At 72.2% G+C, this 17,729-nt stretch carries 17 protein-coding genes; 7 read left to right on the top strand and 10 right to left on the bottom strand.

The genetic code is table 11. The features are described from left to right. Nucleotides 1-4: 4 nt before the first annotated feature. From J7F03_RS35740 to J7F03_RS35720, 5 genes are all read left to right on the top strand, one after another. Nucleotides 5-1,510, top strand: a complete 1,506-nt coding sequence (locus tag J7F03_RS35740) for a NuoM family protein (RefSeq protein WP_214957006.1) — start codon at nucleotides 5-7, stop codon at nucleotides 1,508-1,510. Next, complete coding sequence (locus J7F03_RS35735) at nucleotides 1,507-2,943, top strand: NADH-quinone oxidoreductase subunit N (RefSeq protein WP_214956978.1); 1,437 nt, start codon at nucleotides 1,507-1,509, stop codon at nucleotides 2,941-2,943. The genes J7F03_RS35740 and J7F03_RS35735 overlap by 4 nt, the downstream gene beginning before the upstream one ends. Nucleotides 2,944-3,106: 163 nt before the next feature. Next, the gene (locus J7F03_RS35730) at nucleotides 3,107-3,511 is read left to right on the top strand and encodes a hypothetical protein (protein WP_214956975.1); all 405 of its coding nucleotides are present in this window, start codon (nucleotides 3,107-3,109) and stop codon (nucleotides 3,509-3,511) included. Between the two features lie 124 nt (nucleotides 3,512-3,635). After that, on the top strand, nucleotides 3,636-4,793 hold the full coding sequence (locus tag J7F03_RS35725) for a sulfite exporter TauE/SafE family protein (protein WP_214956973.1): 1,158 nt from the start codon (nucleotides 3,636-3,638) through the stop codon (nucleotides 4,791-4,793). Between the two features lie 13 nt (nucleotides 4,794-4,806). Continuing rightward, on the top strand, nucleotides 4,807-5,073 hold the full coding sequence (locus tag J7F03_RS35720; protein ID WP_308380103.1) for a heavy-metal-associated domain-containing protein: 267 nt from the start codon (nucleotides 4,807-4,809) through the stop codon (nucleotides 5,071-5,073). A gap of 61 nt (nucleotides 5,074-5,134) precedes the next feature. Here J7F03_RS35720 and J7F03_RS35715 read toward each other — a convergent pair whose 3' ends face one another. From J7F03_RS35715 to J7F03_RS35670, 10 genes are read right to left on the bottom strand one after another with little or no spacing between them, the layout of a single operon-like run. Then, the gene (locus J7F03_RS35715) at nucleotides 5,135-6,688 is read right to left on the bottom strand and encodes an ABC transporter ATP-binding protein (protein WP_214956971.1); all 1,554 of its coding nucleotides are present in this window, start codon (nucleotides 6,686-6,688) and stop codon (nucleotides 5,135-5,137) included. Further along, nucleotides 6,685-7,491, bottom strand: coding sequence for an ABC transporter permease (locus J7F03_RS35710; protein ID WP_214956970.1), 807 nt, complete (start codon nucleotides 7,489-7,491; stop codon nucleotides 6,685-6,687). Before J7F03_RS35710 ends, J7F03_RS35715 begins: the two co-directional genes overlap by 4 nt. Continuing rightward, complete coding sequence (locus J7F03_RS35705; RefSeq protein ID WP_251073007.1) at nucleotides 7,488-8,453, bottom strand: ABC transporter permease; 966 nt, start codon at nucleotides 8,451-8,453, stop codon at nucleotides 7,488-7,490. Before J7F03_RS35705 ends, J7F03_RS35710 begins: the two co-directional genes overlap by 4 nt. Next, entirely contained in the window at nucleotides 8,441-10,042 is a 1,602-nt protein-coding gene (locus J7F03_RS35700) for an ABC transporter substrate-binding protein (protein ID WP_214956966.1), read from the bottom strand. The genes J7F03_RS35705 and J7F03_RS35700 overlap by 13 nt, the downstream gene beginning before the upstream one ends. Next, nucleotides 10,039-10,866: a trans-aconitate 2-methyltransferase gene (locus J7F03_RS35695; RefSeq protein ID WP_214956964.1), complete on the bottom strand. Its 828-nt coding sequence runs from the start codon at nucleotides 10,864-10,866 to the stop codon at nucleotides 10,039-10,041. Before J7F03_RS35695 ends, J7F03_RS35700 begins: the two co-directional genes overlap by 4 nt. After that, nucleotides 10,863-12,140: an MFS transporter gene (locus tag J7F03_RS35690; RefSeq protein WP_214956961.1), complete on the bottom strand. Its 1,278-nt coding sequence runs from the start codon at nucleotides 12,138-12,140 to the stop codon at nucleotides 10,863-10,865. The genes J7F03_RS35695 and J7F03_RS35690 overlap by 4 nt, the downstream gene beginning before the upstream one ends. Then, nucleotides 12,137-13,186 (bottom strand): dipeptide epimerase, encoded by a 1,050-nt coding sequence (locus J7F03_RS35685; RefSeq protein WP_214956959.1) that lies wholly within the window; start codon nucleotides 13,184-13,186, stop codon nucleotides 12,137-12,139. Before J7F03_RS35685 ends, J7F03_RS35690 begins: the two co-directional genes overlap by 4 nt. Continuing rightward, nucleotides 13,183-14,301 (bottom strand): PLP-dependent cysteine synthase family protein, encoded by a 1,119-nt coding sequence (locus J7F03_RS35680; RefSeq protein WP_214956957.1) that lies wholly within the window; start codon nucleotides 14,299-14,301, stop codon nucleotides 13,183-13,185. The genes J7F03_RS35685 and J7F03_RS35680 overlap by 4 nt, the downstream gene beginning before the upstream one ends. After that, nucleotides 14,298-15,131 carry a Rossmann-like domain-containing protein gene (locus J7F03_RS35675; RefSeq protein ID WP_374104439.1) on the bottom strand — a complete coding sequence of 278 codons (834 nt, stop codon included), beginning with the start codon at nucleotides 15,129-15,131 and terminating at the stop codon, nucleotides 14,298-14,300. The genes J7F03_RS35680 and J7F03_RS35675 overlap by 4 nt, the downstream gene beginning before the upstream one ends. 5 nt (nucleotides 15,132-15,136) lie before the next feature. Beyond that, entirely contained in the window at nucleotides 15,137-16,408 is a 1,272-nt protein-coding gene (locus J7F03_RS35670) for an ATP-grasp domain-containing protein (RefSeq protein ID WP_214956953.1), read from the bottom strand. Nucleotides 16,409-16,530: 122 nt separating this feature from the next. Here J7F03_RS35670 and J7F03_RS35665 point away from each other — a divergent pair, with 122 nt between their 5' ends. After that, entirely contained in the window at nucleotides 16,531-17,118 is a 588-nt protein-coding gene (locus J7F03_RS35665; RefSeq protein WP_214956951.1) for a GNAT family N-acetyltransferase, read from the top strand. Nucleotides 17,119-17,408: 290 nt separating this feature from the next. Further along, entirely contained in the window at nucleotides 17,409-17,729 is a 321-nt protein-coding gene (locus J7F03_RS35660; protein WP_214956949.1) for a hypothetical protein, read from the top strand.

The following is a 17,729-nucleotide window of genomic DNA, read 5'->3' as shown; positions in this document are numbered from 1 at the left end:
CGCAGTGCTCACCGTCCTCGTCCTGCTCCCGACCGCCGTCGCCGCGCTGCTGCTGTGTGTACCGGGCCGTGCGGCGCGCGGCCTCTTCCGCGGCGTCTGGGTGGCCACCACGGCGGCCGAACTGGCCCTCGTTGTCGCGCTATGGGCCGGATATCGGCCCGGTGGCGGTATCCAGTACGAGACGAAGGCCCGCTGGATGCCCAGCGCGGGGGTCGGCTACCACGTCGGCGTCGACGGCCTGTCGCTGCCGCTCGTCGCCCTGACCTGCGTACTGTTCCTGGCCTGCGCGCTCTACGCGCTGCGCGAGACCCGCCGGATCAGGGAGTTCGCCGCGCTGTTCCTCTTCCTCCAGACCACCTGCCTGGGGCTGTTCGTCTCCCTCGACCTGATCCTGTTCTTCGTCTTCTTCGACCTCTCCATCGTCGGGATGTACTTCGTCATCGCCGGCTGGGGGCACCCGGGCGCGGCCCGCGCCGCGCTGAAGTTCTTCCTCTACACCTTCATCGGCTCGCTCGCGCTCCTGCTGGGCTTCATCGGCCTGTATCTGGCAGCCGAGCCGCACACCTTCGACATCGTCGAGCTGACCCGGGAGAACCCGCTGGCCGGACGTTCCCTGTACGGCGCGCTGGTCCTGCTCGCGCTCGGCGTCGGCCTGGCCGTCAAAACCCCGACGGTCCCCTTCCACACCTGGCTGCCGCCCGCCCACACCGAGGCACCGGCGGCCGGTTCGGCGATCCTCGCCGGGGTGCTGCTGAAGATGGGCACGTACGGGTTCCTGCGCATCGCCATGCCAGTCCTGCCTGGCGCGTGGCGAAGCTACGCGCTGGTCTTCGTCGTGGTCGGAGTGGTCTCCGTCCTGTACGGAGCGCTGGTCGCCCTCGCCCAGAGCAATTTCAAGCGGATGGTCGCCTACACCTCCGTCAACCACATGGGATACATCGTCCTCGCCGTCGGCGCGGCAGCGGCGGCCGGCGGCGGGGACGAAGAAGCCCGGCAGCTGGCGGTGACCGGTGCGGTGGTGCAGATGGTCAGCCATGGACTGCTGACCGGCGCGCTCTTCCTCCTCTCGGGAGTGCTGTACGAGCGCGGCCGTACCTACGAGATGTCCTCCTACTCGGGGGTGGCCGAGCGGGCGCCGGTGTTCGCCGGACTGACGGGCGTCGCGGCCTTCGCCTCCCTCGGTCTGCCCGGGTTCTCCGGGTTCATCGCGGAATTCCAGATCCTCACCGGCAGCCTGGGCCCGCGCCCGGTGGCCACCGGCCTGGCGGTGCTCGGCATTCTCCTGACCGCCGGACTCTTCCTGCGCGCCCTCCAGCAGGTGTTCCTCGGGCCGCTCCGCCTTCCGGCGGCGCCCGGCGCACCGCGTCCGTTCCCGGACATCCGCTCCCACGAAAGCGCCGCCGTGGTCCCACTGCTCATTCTCGCGGTCGTCCTCGGCATCGCTCCGCGCTTCCTGCTCGACGTCGTCGAACCGGCCTCCCGCGGCGTGCTGGGGCTGCTCGCACGATGAACGGGATGGACGAGAACCCCCTCGACCTGCTCCCGGAGGTCCTGCTCGCGGCCTCAGCCGTCCTGGGGTTGCTGCTGGGCGCGTGGCTCCCGCGCGCTCGCCAGTGGATGGTCGGGGCACTGGCCGGCGTCGCGTGCGCGGTCGGCATCGCGACCGCGACCACGGCCTCGACGGGGACCGCCTTCGACGACGCCTTCGCCATCGATCCGGTCACCACGACCAGCCGGATCGTCATCCTCGGCGCGACCCTGCTCGTGCTCGCACTGAGCACCGGTCCGCTGCGCTCGAACGCCCGGGAGAGCGAGTTTTACGTCCTGGTCCAACTCGCCGCGCTCGGTGCGCTGATGCTCGCCGGGGCCCAGGACTTGTTGCTCCTCGCCGCCGCCTATCTTCTGGCCAGCGTGCCCTCGTACGTCCTCGCGGGCTTCCGCAAGGACGCCGCGGGGACCGAGGCCGCGCTGAAGTACTACGTGGTCGGCGCGCTCCTCGGGGTCGTCATGCTGGGCGGAATCACCGTCCTGTACGCGGCCGGCCGCGCGAGCGCCTACCCCGTGCTTCGGGGCGCACTGCCGGAAGCCCCGGCGGGGCTGGTGGCCGTCGGCCTCGTCGCGTTGCTCGCCGGCCTGCTCTTCAAGGCCGGTGGGGTGCCGGGGCACTTCTGGGTGCCGGACGCTGTGCAGGGCAGCTCGGCGCCGGTCGCCGCCTTCCTCACCACCGTCCCCAAGATCGGTGCGCTGGCCGCTGCCTACCGCCTGGCGGCCGGACCGCTGTCGGACACCGATGTGCCGTGGCCTGCGCTCATCGCCGTCCTCTCCGCCGCGTCGATGACGCTCGGCAACCTCGCGGCGTTCTTCCAGACGGACGTCAAGCGGCTCCTCGCCTACTCGACCATCAGCCAGGTCGGCTACCTCCTGATGCCGGTGGTCGTCGCCGGCCGCGCGGACCTGGCCCAGCAGGCGCTCCTCTTCTACTTGGCGGCGTACGCCCTGACCAATCTTGGTGCGTTCGCCGTGGTGTGCGCCCTTCCCGAAGCCAGAACCATCGAGGACTACCGCGGACTGGGCCGTCGGCGCCCAGCCCTGGCCGCATCGCTGATCGTCTGCCTGCTCGGCCTGGTGGGGACGCCGCCCACCGCCGTCTTCCTCGGCAAGCTGGAGGCCTTCAGCGCAGCCTTCGACGGCGGCTACGCCTGGCTCGCGGTCCTCGCCGCCGTCAACACAGTCGCCTCTCTCTTCTACTACCTGCGCTGGATCGCCCCCGCCGTGACCGGCCGCCGGAGCTCCGGCCCGATCGCCGCTGTGCCGACCGCGATGCTGCTCGCGTACGGTGCAGCGGCAGGTTCCGTCGTACTGGGCCTCATGGCAGGGCCGGTGCTCGGCTTGCTCGACGGCAGCCTGCCCCCTGAACCCGTCGAGCTCTCGTCGGCCAACTGACGCCACGTTCTACGTTGCGTCTGCCTGCTTCATGCCAGGAACCTTCCCCTGGGGGCAAGGTCAAGGGCGACAGATCGGCCCGTCCGCCCGGATCGGTGGAGGTGATGGGTCGCCCTCGTGGTCGCGGCCGGACGGCTGCAGGCAGTGGCCTACGATGGCGCGCATGATGCGACGTCTTCCGTCGGCGCTCCGGACATGGTCCGGGGCGCTGCTGGTGTGCGCGCTGATGTTCTGCCTCACCGGGCTGGCGCGTTCCGCCATGGCGATGCCGATGGCAATGACCGGCCCCATGGGTGCCGTATCCGCAACGGCCGGCACCGAGGCCCCTGCGGGGCATGTGGTGATGGCAAGCCATTCCAGCGAGAGCGGACCGGAGTGTCCGACCTCCCGGCAGGTGTGCGAGGCGCCGAAGGGAACCGTCGTCAACGACGGTCCGACAGCGCCTGTTCTCGACGCTGCGCCGGACGCGGCCACCTGCTCGCCCGCCGCCCTGATGTCGCAGCCCAACGCGCCGCCGCGCGCGCTTCCCCCTCCTGATCTGCACCGGCTGTGTGTGTCACGGACGTGACAGCTCCCCGCTCGTGAGGCCCTGCCTCACGGGACGCCGCGCTGTTCCCACGTCCACCTCGGCACGCCCACTTACCTGCGATTCCTCTGCGCGTGCCGTTGTCGCAGAACAGGAGTTACGACGCATGCCGTCGTCCATCGCTTTGCTCATCACCGGTCTCAGCACCGGATTGGTTGCCGGTGGCGCTTCCTGCGCCGCCGTACAAGGGGGGCTCCTCGCCGGCGCGGTCACCCGCCGCAGCCCCGCCCGAGTCCTCGCCGCCGCTCCCGCGAAGCGCCCGAAGTCCGTGGGCCGTACGGCCACCGCCGAACGGCCGGCAACACCCCCGGCCCCGGAGCCGTTGGCCGGACAGCTCGTCGCCGTAGGGGCTTTCCTCGCGGGGAAGCTGCTCTCGCACACGATCCTCGGAGCGCTGCTGGGAATCTTCGGCTCGGCCCTGCAGCCCAGTCCCCGCGTCCAGGCGGGGATGGTGATCGCCGCCGGACTGCTCATGGTGCTGTTCGTGCTCGACCTGTTCGGGGTCAAGGCAGTGGCACGGCTCGTCCCGCGGCCTCCCGCCTCGTTCGGCCGGCTGCTGCGGCGCAGCGCGAAGACCGACTCCGCCGCGACCCCGGCCTTGATCGGCTTCGCCACGGTCCTCGTGCCGTGCGGGGTGACGCTGTCTGTTGAGCTCCTCGCGATCACGGCCGGCTCGCCGATCGCCGGAGCCGCGGTCATGTTCGGTTTCGTATTGGGTACCGCCCCGCTGTTCGCGGTGCTCGGCTACGTCCTGCGCCGTACCAGCAAGGCTCTCTCGGGCCAGCTGGGCTTCCTGACGGGCGTGGTGGTCTTGGCCGTAGCGGCGTGGACGATCGTGTCCGGGCTGCAGGCCGGCGGCTGGGTTTCCCTCCAGTCCCCCGCCAAGCAGACCGCCGCCCGTGGACCGTTCATCGTCGAGGGCGGTGACAACACCGCCGAGGAAGGCGCCGGGAGCGGGAAGACGGCGGGGGCAGAGGCCCCCGTGCGCATGGACGCCTCAGGACAGCAGATCCTCACTCTGACGGTCACCGACTTCTACGAGACCACCCAGTTCGCCGCCAAGGCGAACACACCCACCAAGTTGGTGCTGCACGGGAAGGACTCCGGCGGCTGCGCCCGCGCCTTCACCATCCCCGAGCTCGGCGTCCAGGAGATCGTCAAGCGCAACGGCGACACCGAAGTGGACCTGGGCACCCGCAAGGCAGGCACCCTGCGCTTCTCCTGCGCCATGGGCATGCAGACCGGCACCATCGACTTCGAGTAGAGAGACCCTGGACGTGAGCCTGTTCAGCCGTAGGAAGACGAAGACCATGACCGAACCCGGTCTCGAGGTAGTCCTCTTCGTCGAAGGCATGCACTGCGCCCACTGCGGCCTGCTCATCGACGACGAGCTGGAGGAAATCCCCGGCGTCCGGTCCTCCAGCACCGATATGCGCGCTGGGCGGACCGTCATCCGCCTGGAGGAAGGTGCCGACGTAGACACCGCCGCTCTCATCGCGGCAGTCGAAGAAGCCGGGATGCCGCTGGACTCGATGAGGAGGTAGTCGAAGCGCCCCTCGCGGGCCAGCCGGTCGACCTCTTCGAGCAGGTCGTCGCGCAGGTCCCTCAGCGAAGCTCGGGTACGGGCCCGGGCGCACGCTCCCCTTCGCGGTACGGCATCGCCGCCCGCAGCAGGGCCTGCGTCACCGGGTGCCGCGGCGAGTCGAACAGCTGCCGGGCGGGGCCCTCCTCCACCACGCGTCCCTCCTCCAGCACCGCGATCCGGTCGGCCAGCGTCCCCGCGGCCGCCAGGTCGTGGGTGATGAACAGCAGCGAAAGCCCTGCTCGTTCGCGGAGCCCGCCGAGGACCCCGAGGATGCCGTCCCGCGTGCCGGTGTCGAGACCGGAGGTGATCTCGTCGCAGATCAGCACCTTCGGCTCCGCCAGCAGGGCACGGGCCAGCGCGGCCCGCTGCAGCTCCCCGCCGGACAGCCCGCCGGGGCGCCGCCCCACGAGCTCCGCCGACAGCCCCAGCTCTCCCAGGACCCGTACGGCCGCCTGGCGCGCCTCGTCGGGCGCGGTGCCCCGCAGGCGTACGGCGGTCCGGGCGACCTGGTCGACGACCGGGCGGAACTCGTCGAAGGCGGCCCGCGCATCCTGGAACACGTACTGCACGGCTGCCAGTTCCGGGCGCCTGCGGGAGCGCACGCTGCGCGCCAACGGCCGGCCGTCGAGCAGCACCTCGCCCCGGTAGGCCGGGTGCAGCCCGGCCAGGCACCGGCCCATCGTGGTCTTCCCACTGCCGGAGCGGCCGACCACGGCCAGGCACTCTCCCGCCGCGACCGAGACCCCGACGGCGCCCAGGACCTCCACCGGGCCGTGTGCGGTGCGATGGCTCGCGGTCAGGCCACAGGTCTCCAGCCGTACGGTGCTCCTCAGGCGGGGTTCCCGCGCCGCGGGAGGCGCCTGGTGCGGCAGGACGGACAGCACCGAGGCGGGTGTCCCCCGGTCCACCACCCGTCCGTTCCGGAGCAGCACGACCTCGTCGGCCAACTGCCGTACCGCGTCGAGATCGTGGCTCAGCAGCACCACCGCGATGCCATGCCGTGTGACAGCGGACAGTTCCGCCACAACACCCTGCCGGGTGAGCGCGTCCTGGCCGGTGGTGGGCTCGTCGGCGACGAGGACGCGGGCGCCCAGCAGGAACGCCTGCGCCAGAACCACGCGCTGCTGCTGCCCGCCGGACAGCTGGTGGGGGAAGCGGCGCAGCACCTCGTCCGGATCGGGGAGCTGGGCCAGCCGCAGGGCCTCGCGGACCCGGTCGAGGAGCTCCGCCCGGCTGTCCCCGCCCTGGCGGCGGGCGATGTCGTGGAGCAGTGCGCCGACCCTGCGGGCCGGGTTGAGCGCGGTGGCCGGGTGCTGCGGCACGTAGCCCACGGCGTGTCCGGCGGTGCGGACGCTGCCGGTGACCCGGGCGCCCTCGGGGTATTCACCGAGGAGCGCGAGGCCGGTGGTGGTCTTTCCGGAGCCCGATGGCCCGACCAGGGCCGTCACCTTCCCGGCTCGGGCGGTGAGGCTGACGCCGTCGACGATGTGGCGCCCGCCGATCTCGACGCGCAGGTCCCGTACCTCCGCCACGGCCGCCGCCTCGGAATGCGGGTCCGGGTTCGGGTTCGTCACGTCGTTCCTTTCCGGCGGCCGCCGCGCTGCAGGGCCGCGTCGAACAGCAGGTTGGTGCCCATCGACAGCGCGGCGATGAGCAGGGCGGGCACCACCACGGCCCAGGGCTGCAGGAACAGTCCGGTGCGGTTGCGGTCGACCATCACCGCCCAGTCGGCGGCGTCCGGCTCCACGCCGACGCCGAGGAACGCGGCCGTGGCGACCAGGTACAGGGCTCCGGTCAGCCGGATGCCGGCGTCGGCGGCGAGGGTTCGCCGCATGGCGCGGGCGACGTAGCCGAGGGCCGTGCGCCACCAGGATTCGCCCTGCATGCGCAGTGCTTCGACGGCGGGCCGGGCGGAGATCTCCACGGCCGCGGAGTGAACCAACCGGGCCGCATCGGGTACGGCGGCCAGCCCGACCAGGACGGTCAGTCCGACCGGGCCCGGTGTGAGGGTGGCGGCGACGAGCAGCACCAACAGCAGGGACGGGACGGCGATCACCACGTCCAGTGGCCGCATCAGCGCTTCTTCCAGCCCGCTGCGGCGGGTGAGGGCGGCGGCGAGGCCCAGCGGGACCGCCACCGCGTACGCGAGCGCGGTGGCGGCGAGGGCCACCAGCACCACGGACCGGCCCCCGAGCAGGATCTGGTGCCGGACATCCCGGCCGGAGAAGTCGGTGCCGAGCCAGTGCCCGCCGCCGGCGGCGTACGAGACGGAGCGGGTGCCCGGGGGCCCGGCCAGCAGCGGGCCGAGCAAGGCGAGCAGCAGGGGCAGCGCGATCAGCCCGAGTGCGAGCGCGTACCGGGACGGGGAGCGGGTCATGCGGCCACCTCCGAGCGGGGGGCGAGCCGGCGCGCCAGCAGGTCGGCACCGATGTTGACCAGTACGGTCACCACCCCGAAGATCACGGCCATGCCCTGGATGACGGGGACGTCGCGGGCGGCGACGGCCTCGATGAGTACGGTGCCCAGCCCGGGGATCACGAACAGCGCCTCGACCACGATGACCCCGCTGAGCAGCCAGTCGCAGGTGCGGGCCAGCTGTTGGGCTGCCGGGGCGAGGGCGTTGGGCAGGGCGTGCGCCCACCGGATGCGGGCCGCGGACAGGCCGTAGCGCCGGGCCTGGGCGACGTACGGCGAGGCCATGGCGTCGATCATCCCGGCGCGGACGAGCCGGCTGATGGTGCACACCGGCCGGGACAGCAGCACGACAACGGGCAGGACGAGTACGGCGGGCTGAGCGGCGAGGCCGGCGGGGTCGGTGCCGACCGCGGTGGGCGGCAGCCAGCCGAGCCACAGCCCGAACACCGTGGCCAGCAGCACGCCGAGGGCGAACTCGGGTACGGCGTGCACGGCGAGGGTGAGGGCGCTGACGCTACGGTCCAGTGCGCCGCCCTCACGGCGGGCGGCGAGGACGCCGAGGCCCACGGAGAGCGGGACGAGCAGGAAGAGGGTGGCACCCGCGAGCATCATGGTGGGGCCGAGCCCGTCGGCCAGGTACCCGGTCACGGGCCGGCCGGAGACCAGGGAGGTGCCGAGGTCGCCGTGGAGCAGTCCGCCGATCCAGTGCAGGAGGCGTTCGGCGGCGGGCCGGTCCAGGCCCATGGTCTCCCGGATGGCGGCGATCCGTGCCGGGTCGGGCTGGTCCCCGGCCAGGGCCACGGCGGCGTCGCCGGGCAGCGCCTCGGTGAGCGCGAACAGGAACAGGACGAGAGCCGCCGTCTGCCCCAGGCCGAGGAGCAGACGGCGGCCGACCCAGGTCAGGTGCAGGGTCACGCGAGCCAGATCTTGTCGAAGCGGGCCCAGTCGAGGGTGTTGGCGGGGGCCTTCGCGTCGACCCCGCGCACGGCAGGCGCGGTGGCGACGATCCAGTCGGCGAAGCCCCAGATCAGGAAGCCGCCCTCGTCGTACAGGCGGCGTTGCATCCGCTCGTAGAGGGCGGCCCGCTGCTTCTCGTCGCGGGTGGACTGGGCCTGCTGGTAGAGGTCGTCGAAGTCCTTCTGCTGCCACTTGGTGGCGTTGGTGGTGGAGCCGGTGAGCAGGCGCTGCGAGATGTGCGACTCGATGGGCATGGACCCGGACCGGTAGGACGCGAAGGTGCCGTTGTCGAGGATGTCCTTCCAGTACGTGTCCTTGTTGCCGACCTTGACCTCGACGGTGACTCCGGCCTTTGCGGCCTGCTCCTTGAAGATGCCGGCGGCCTCGATGAAGCCGGTGGCGGCGGGCGCGGTATCGAGGCTGACCTTGAGGTTCTCGGCCCCGGCCTCCTTGAGGAGGGCGCGGGCCCGGTCGAGGTCCTGGGTGCGCTGCGGCAGGCCGGACGCGTAGTACTGGTAGCCCTTGCCGAAGAGGTCGTTGCCGACCTCGCCGGCGCCGGAGAGGGCGCCGTCGACGAGTTCCTTGCGGTCGGCGATGAGGAAGAACGCCTGGCGGACCCGCTTGTCGTCGAACGGCGGCCGGTCGGTCTTCATCACGAAGCCCTGCATGGAGCTGCCGGGCAGCCGGATGACCTCTATCTTCCCCTTGCCCTCGTAGGTGCGGGCGGTGGCGGGGCTGAGCTCGTGGGCGTACTGGACCTGGCCGCCGAGCAGGGCGCTCGTTCGGGCCGACTCCTCGCTGGCGACGACGAATTCGACCTGGTCGAGGTGGGGTGCGCCCTCCCAGTAGGCGTCGTTGCGCTTGACGACGAGGGACTTGCCGGGGGTGAAGGAGCGATAAGTGAACGGGCCGGAGCCGACGGGCTTGTCGAAGGAGGTGGTGTCCTCGGGGATGATGTAGGCGCCGAACGCGGCGAGCACGTTGGGGAATTCGGCGTAGGGGCGCTTCAGCTTGAACTCGACGGTGGTCGCGTCGAGGGCGCGGCTGGCGGCGAGGTCGATTGGCTCCAGGGAGGCCTTGGCCCGGAAGGTGCCCTTGGGGTCGGCGATCCGGCGGTAGCTGTAGAGGACGTCCTCGGCGGTGACCGGGCGGCCGTCGTGGAAAGCGGCCTTGCGCAGGGTGATCTTCCACGTGTCGAGGGCCTCGTTGGGCTCCCAGCGCTCGGCGAGCCGCGGCACGGGCGCGAGGTCGGCGCCGAAGTCGGCGAGCTTGTCGTAGAGGGCCTTGGCGCGGGCTGCGTCCACGAACAGGTTGGCGGCGTGCGGGTCGAGGGTCTCGTTCGCCCCGCCGCCCGCGAAGGCGGCGCGCAGCGTACCGCCGCGCTTGGGGGTGCCGGCCCCGGCGGCGTTCTTGGCGTTGGCGGTCTTGCCGGTGTCGGCGGCGCAGCCGGCGGTGAGGGCGAGGGCGGCGGCGGTGGCCGTGGCGGTGGCGAGGAAGAAGCGTCGTCGGGCGAGGAGGAAGCCTCGGCGGGCGAGGCCGGAGCGGGGATTGTTCACGGTGTGGTGTCTCCGTTGCTGTCTGACTGGGGGCGGTCCTGGGGACTGAGCCGGGCGACGAGGTGGAGGCGGTCGGAACTCGTGGTCCCGTACGGGGAGTCGCCTTCGCTCCACGGCGGTTCGGTGCGAGGACCGGGACCGTCGTGGAGGGCGAGGACCTCGAAGCCGGCGGTGGTGAGGAAGTGCCGCAGTTCCTGGGGGAACAGGAGCCGCCAGGCGGACTGCTGCTCGTCCGGTGCCGAGCCGTCGTCGGCGGTCCAGGTGCGGCGGCGGCGCAGGAGTTGTGCGCCGTGGTCGATCCACAGGGTGGTGCGGGACGTGTAGGTGGTGCCGCGCCAGGCGAAGGACGCCGTGCGCGAGCCGTCGAGCAACTCGGTGTTGCCCAGGAAGAAGGCGCCGTTGCGCATCTCGGCGACGAGCAGCCCGCCGGGCGCGAGGTGGGCGCGGCAACGGGCGAGGAACGCCGTCAGGTCGTCGTTGGTGTGGCAGTACAGCAGGGCGCTGTCCAGGCACACCACCGCGTCGAAGACGGTTGCGAGGTCGAAGTCGCGCATGTCGGCGCGGTGGTGGGCGGGCCCCGGGTGGTGGGCGCGGGCGTACGCGAGCATGGCCTCGGAGGTGTCGATGCCGGTGACCCGGCGGCCCCCCGTATGGTGCAGCCAGGCCGCGTCGCGGCCGGTGCCGCAGCCGACGTCGAGGACGCGCAGGCCGGCGCCGTACCGGGTCAGCACCTCCTCGGCCCAGCGGGCCGCGAGGTGGTCCGGGTCGGGGAAGCGCTGCTCGTACAGCTCGGGGTGGTCGGTGAGGAGGTTTCCGCTGGTCACGGGGTCTCGCTTCGTGATCGTGGGCCGGTGCGCGCGTGCGGGGGTTGCGGTACGGGCTCGTCGTCGGGCAGTGCGCCCCGGCGCCGCAACCGGGTGAGGGCCGCGGCGGAGCCCAGGCCGAGGGCGAGACAGCACGCGTACGGCAGCCAGCTCAGGCCTGTGTGTCCGGCGGTGTCCATGGCCCAGCCGATACCCGCGCTGCCGACGGCCGCCGCGATGCCGGAGACCATGTAGTAGAGGCCGTAGTAGGTGCCGGTGAGGCTTTCCCGGCCGAAGGCGGGGATCATCTCCAGCACGAACGGCGAGGCGATCATCACGCCGACGTGCAGCAGCAGGGTCCCGGCGAGTACGGGCAAGAGCCGCAGCGGGTGCGGGTCGGCGGTGCCCGCGACGAGGGCCGGCGGTACGAAGCCCAGCCCCATCACGGTCAGTCCGGCGGCGATCCATCGGCCATGGCCGCTGCGGGCCTTCAGGGCGCGGGTGATGCGCAGTTGGAACAGCAGGCTGGTGACCGTCCCGGCGAGGAACAGCAGTCCGGTCGAGCCCTCCCAGCCGGAGGCCCGGACCGCGGCCTGCGGCAGCAGCAGGTACAGCTGGTTCTCCAGCCCGTACATGCCGATCATGGCGAAGGAGAACGCCAGGAACCGGTGGTCGCGGGCCGCCTCCCGCCAGTCCCCGAGCACTTTGGTGTCCGGGGCCGGCACCTGTCCGGCGGGCAGTACCAGCAACTGGGCGAGGGTGAGAACGGCGAACACGGCGGCGGCGGTGACGGCCGCGGCCCGGAAGTCGACGAGCAGCAGCAGGCTGCCGAGCAGCGGCCCGAGCAGCGCCCCGGTGGTGGCGAACACGTTGAACAGGGCGAACGCCTCGGCCTTGCGTTCCCCGGCCTCCTGGGCGACGTAGGTCCGCACCGCGGGGTTGAACAGGGCCCCCGCGAGCCCGCTGAGTATGGACGCGGCCACCAGCAGGGGCAGGGTGTCGCCGAGCGCGAACAGGGCGAACCCGACGGTCCGCAGGGCGCAGCCCGCGATGATCACGCCGCGGGCGCCGAGCCGGTCGGCGGCCGAGCCGCCGATCAGGAACAGGCCCTGCTGGCTGAGGTTTCGCAGGCCCAGGACCACCCCGACGACCGCCGCCGAGAGTCCGAGGCCGTCGGAAAGGTGGATGGCGAGGTAGGGGATGAGCAGGTAGAAGCCGGTGTTGACGCCGAGCTGGTTGACGAGGAGCAGGCGTACGGCGAGCGGGAAGCTGCGGACTGCCGTAAGGGTGTTCACCGGGTGGACTCCCCTTCGGTGCGTCTCACGCCCAGACCGCCCCGCCCGGAGGGCCGTACGGTGCCGTCCGTGCCGCCGATGCCCGTCCAGGGGTCCTCGGCGAGCAGCAGGTGGCCGTCCAGGTCCACCCAGCGGGCCCGGTCGGCGAGGTGCACGGCCGGAGAGATGCCGAGGGAACTGGCGGTGAGGCAGCCGAGCATGAGGTCGGTGCCGCTGCCGCGGAGCGCGTCGTGGATGCGCAGGGCGGCCCGCACTCCCCCGCATTTGGCGAGTTTGACGTTGACGCCGTGGACCCGTCCGGCGAGGGCGAGGGCGTCTTCGTAGGTGACGGCGTCCTCGTCGGCGATGACCGGGACCGGCGATTCCTTCGCCACCCGGGCGAGGGCATCGTGGTCGCCCGGCGCGATCGGCTGTTCCACGGCGGTGACGCAGAGGGCGGCGAACCGGGGCAGCAGGTCGTGTGCCTGGCGTTCGGTCCAGGCCCCGTTGGGGTCGAGCAGCAGGTTCGCCCCGGGAGCCCCGGTGCGGACGGCATCCACGCGGGCGAGGTCCTCGGCGGGATCGGGTGATCCGGCCTTGATTTTGAGGACGGTGAATCCGTGCATCGCCAGGCGGGCGGCCTGGGCGGCTGCCGGGCAGGGGGCGATGATGCCGATCGTACGGGCGGTGGCCGCGGCCGGTGTGTGCTGCGTGCCGAGTAGCTGGTGGGCGGGCCGGCCGGCCCGCTTTCCGCTGAGGTCGAGCAGGGCGGCCTCCACCGCGGCGAGCACGCCGGCCGGGAGGTCCGGCAGGCCGGCCGCGGTGGGGTCCTCCCAGGCGGTCTCGGGGTCGGGAAGGCGTTCCAGGAGGGGGCGGACGGCGCCGAGGTGGTGGACGATCCTGTCTGTGGGCAGGCCGAGGTAGTCGCTGCTGACGGCCTCGCCCCAGCCGCGCAGGCCGCCGTGTTCGAGACAGACCCAGACGGCGTCGCGGCGGGCCATCACCGAGCGGGAGATGCGCAGCGGCTCGGCCAGTTCGAGCTCCGTGGTGTGCCAGGTGAGCTTCATTCGGCACCTCCGCGGGTCCGGGTCCAGGTCCGGGTTCGCGCTGACGGGTCGATGACCTGGCGGCAGCGGGCCCAGCCGACGGCTTCGGCCGCCTGCGGGTGCGCGAGCTCCAGCGGGCGTACGGCGAGGTCGGCCCGGTCGAGCCCGTGGGCGTGGCAGAAGTCGTCGTCGTAGACCGTGCCGAGGTAGCGGTGCGGGCCGTCCGGGAAGACGGTCGCGACGACCGCCCCGGCTTCTACGCGGGCCGCCCAGGCGGAGACCAGGGCGACGGCCCCGGTGCTCCAGCCACCGCTGACGAAGCTGGTACGGGCGAGACGGCGGCAGGCGTCGACGGCCTCGGCCGGGCCCACCCAGTGCACTTCGTCGAAGACGTGGTGGGCGACGTTGCGCGGGTGGATGCTGCTGCCCAGTCCGCGCATCAGCCGGGGACGGGCGGGCTGGCCGAAGATGGCGGAGCCGACGGAGTCGACGCCGATCACCTTCAGCCGGGGCCAGCGGCGGCGCAGCGGGCCGACGAGTCCGGCGCTGTGGCCGCCGGTGCCGACGCTGCACACCAGGATGTCCAGGTGGTCGAGCTGGTCGCAGAGTTCGGCCGCCATGGACGCGTATCCGGCCGCGTTGTCTGGGTTGTTGTACTGGTCGGGCCAGTAGCCGTCCGGTATCCGGCCGAGTACCTCGCGCAGCCGGGCGATCCGGGCGGCCTGCCAGCCGCCCTCTGCCGCCGGCCGGTCGACGAGCTCCAGCCTGGCCCCGTAGGAGCACAGCAATTGCCGCATGCTGGGCTCCAGTTCGGCGTCACCGACCAGGACGACGGGGTGGCCGAGGGCCTGTCCGGCGAAGGCAAGTCCGATGCCGAGGGTCCCGGAGGTGGATTCGACCACGGGTGCTCCGGGGCGGAGTTCGCCGCGACGCCGGGCGCCGCGCAGCATCGACAGCGCGGCCCGGGCCTTCATGCCGCCGGCGCCGAGGCATTCGAGCTTCGCCCAGAAACCGGGGTGCGGGAAGGGGAGTTCGGTACGGATGCGGGCGAGCGGGGTACGGCCGGTCAGCGACAGCAGATCGGGATTGGCGGCAGCACCGACGGGCAGCCGGTGCAGCACGGGTGCCGTGGTCATCGGGCGCCTCCGTAGTGGTGGATGACGCCGGGGCCGCCGTCGAGCCAGAAGAACGGGTACGGCTCCGCGGACACGGCCGTGACCCCGGCACCCAGAAAGCGCGGCAGAACGGCGCTGCCGGTCTGCGCGAACATCACCAGGGGCTTCCCGGTCGCGGCGGCGTGGTCGAGCAGCGGCTGGAAGGTCCCGTTGCCCAGGGTCATGCCGGAGGCGAGGACGGCGTCGCAGCGCTCCAGCTCCGCGAGGGCGTCGGTGCGGACGGGCTCACCCCATTCGGTGATCCCGCCCTTGAGGTCGCAGGCCACGTACCCGACGCCACGCTCGCGCAGCCGCTCCAGCAGGGAGTTGACGACGCCGACGACCAGAACCCGCTCGATTCCGGCCTCGGGCAGCAGCTCCGCCACAGCCCGCGACCGCGCCCGGGACCGCTCCAGGGAGCTTCCGGACGGCAGCGCGCAGGGCCGGGCGCCGTGTTCGGTGGTGTGCGGGCGGGTGTGCATCAGGTAGGTGTCGAGCGCGGCGATCCGTACGGGCAGCAGCGGATGGCCGAGGAGTTCGGCGACGGTGGCTCCGAGGCAGTCGTCGAGAGCGGACGGATCCAGTCCCCCCGGCTCGACGGCGCAGGAGCCGACGGCCGCGTGCAGACGCAGGCTGAGCACCTCGTTGCGGTAACCGCTGGTGCGGCCCTCGTGCCGGACTGCCTGGGCGGTGGTGAAGGCCAGCGCCATCCGCTGCCCGGCGGGGTCGGGTCCGTACACGCCGGCACGCACGGCCTCGATGAGTCCGTCGACGGTACGCACGGCCGGTTCGCGCAGCGTCGGTGCGCTCACGGCACTCACGCCGTCACCGCCTGGGACGGCTCATAACAGGGGCGCAGCTGCGCGAGCAGGCTCTCCGCCGTGGCGCGGGCGCCACTGCCCTGGGTGTCGACCGTCATGATGTGGCCGAGGTACTCGTTGTTGCTGGTGGCCGGGCGGACGGCGCGGCCCGGCTCGGCGAGGGTCAACTCCACCACCTCGGGCCGCTCGCGGGCCTCGTCGGCGCCCTCGATCACGGTGAGGGTGCCGGCGGTGTCGGGCAGCAGGAAGGCGATGGCGGCGCTCCGCACGCCGGTCGGGCGCGGGGTGAGGTCCGGGGTGCGGCCGAGGGCGACGTCGACGGCGGCAGCGGCGAGGTCGACTCCGGTGACGTGGCGGACCAGTTCGGTGATGCGGTTTCCGGCGGGGCGGGGGTTGACCTCGACCACCCGGGGTCCGTCGGGGGTCAGCTTGATCTCGGTGTGGCAGACCACGTCGTCCAGGCCGAGCGCCTTGATCGCGGCGAGGGCGGTGTCGGCGGCCGCCGCGGAGTCGGCCGGGTCCAGCGCGGCCGGGAACATGTGCCCGGTCTCGATGAAGGCCGGCGCCCCGCCGATGCTCTTGTCGGTGACGCCGACGACGTGCGTGCTGCCATGGAAGGAGACGGTCTCCACGCTGACCTCGGGGCCGGTCAGAAGCTCCTCCAGGAGGAACACGGGCGCGCGGTCCTGGCCCCGCGCGTTGACCGGGAAGTCCGTCAGCGCCCGGCAGGCGCCGTCGAGTTCCCGCTCGTCGCGGACCTGCCGCACCAACATGCCGGCGCACAGGTCCACCGGCTTGACGACCAGCGGATAGCCGATCTCGCGGGCGGCGCCCGCCGCCTCGGCCGGATCCGTGCAGACGGCGAACCGAGGGCCGGGCACCGCCGCCGCGGCCAGGATTCGCCGGGTCAGGTCCTTCCGACAGGCCCCTTCGACCGCTTCGGCCGCGGGGCCGGACAGGCCGATCCGCTCCGCGATCCGGGCCACCGCCGGCAGGTAGTAGTCGCACGAGGAGAGCACCCCGTCGAAGCCGAGCACCGCGTGCAGCCGCTCCAGATGAGGCAGCAGGGCGTCCAGGCCGTTGGTGTCGGCCGTGACGATGTTGCGCGCCGCGAGCAGCGGGTGCGACCCGTCGGCGGGGGCCGCACGCAGGTAGTGGTGCAAGTCGCGGGTGACGAAAGTGAACTCGTGCCCGCCTTCACGGATCGCCCGGGGCAACAGCCTGCTCATCGACCCCACCCAGCTCTCGACAACCAGCAGATGTCCCACGCGACTCCCTCTCAGACGGTTCTTCGACCGCCGTCCCGACTCACCGGCCGGCGAGCCAGGGCAGACGTTATCTGAAATCGTTTTCATTTCCAACAGGGAGGTTTTCGGGTAGCCTGCCACCCATGGATCACCCGGAACAGGAAGAAATCGGGCCGTACTTGGTACGGCACGCCCAGCCGGAGGACGTTCCGGGGGCGCGCAGCGTCATGCTCGACACGTTCTATGAGGAGTTCGGGTACGGATACGTACCGCAGTGGCACGAGGACGTCATGGACATCCGGCGCAGCTACCTCGAACACCCGCGGCACGCCCTGCTCGTGGCCGTACACGACGGCGAAGTTGTCGGCACCACCGCGGTGAACTCCCGCGGCCCGGCCCACCCGCCGCACCCGCGCAGCCTCGCCGAGCGGTACCCCTCGGGGCGCACGGCGCAGCTGCTGCGGGTGTACGTACGCCCACAGCACCGCAGACACGGCCTGGCCCGCGCGATGGTCCGGGCGGCCTGCGCGTTCGCCGCCGGAGCCCCCGGGTACGAGACCATCTACCTGCACACGAACGTCGACATCCCCGGCGCCGAGGCCTTCTGGCGCAGCCTCGCCACCGAGGTCTTCGACGCCCGCACGACGGGCGAGCACGGCGGCTTCGGCACGGTGCACTTCGAGATTCCGATGCCGGTACGCGCCCCGCTCCGGGCGGCCGCCATCCGCTGACGCGGTCAAGGCCACCCCACACCGTTCGTAAGGTCACCGCTGTCGCCGCGACCGGGGAGACCGGCGCTCCGACTCGTACTCTCTGCGCGGTGCCAGCCCGCCTGTCCGGCAAAGGCCGGGACCCTGTCCGCCAGTGCTTCCAGGGAGGCGAAACCCCCAGGCCAGACCAGGTCGCACGCCTGGACCGCGGAGGCGAACGTGCCACACGCCCTGCCTCGGCGGGGTCCCGGGAGCGCCGCCATCGCAGGTATGCGTACCGCGGGGCCCAGGTTTCGGGCATGCTGGTGAGCATGAGCAGCAGGTACGCACAGCTCCGGCCATACACCCTGCCGGACTCGCTCGTAGATCTGAGCGGGCCGGTGGACGGCCTTGTGGTCCTGCCCCGGCACCTGGACTGGGGCCCGCACTATGAGTACGACCTGGCCGACGACGCCGACGTACTGCTGATGTACGAGCGGGTGATCCGCGAGGCGCAGACGCCCGAGGACCTGCACGCCCACCTCAATGCGGACGTGCTGCGTAGCCACTGGCGGACCCTATTCCTGCCCGGCCCGGCGAGGACCGCCTGGGAGTCCCACTTCCCCGATCTCGCTAGCCTCGATCGTTCATGA

The sequence above is a fragment of the Streptomyces sp. ISL-43 genome (assembly GCF_018614195.1).
Classification (GTDB): Bacteria; Actinomycetota; Actinomycetes; order Streptomycetales; family Streptomycetaceae; genus Streptomyces.
The sequence above is the reverse complement of the archived record's forward strand: the minus strand, read 5'-3'. Positions and strand labels throughout refer to the sequence as shown.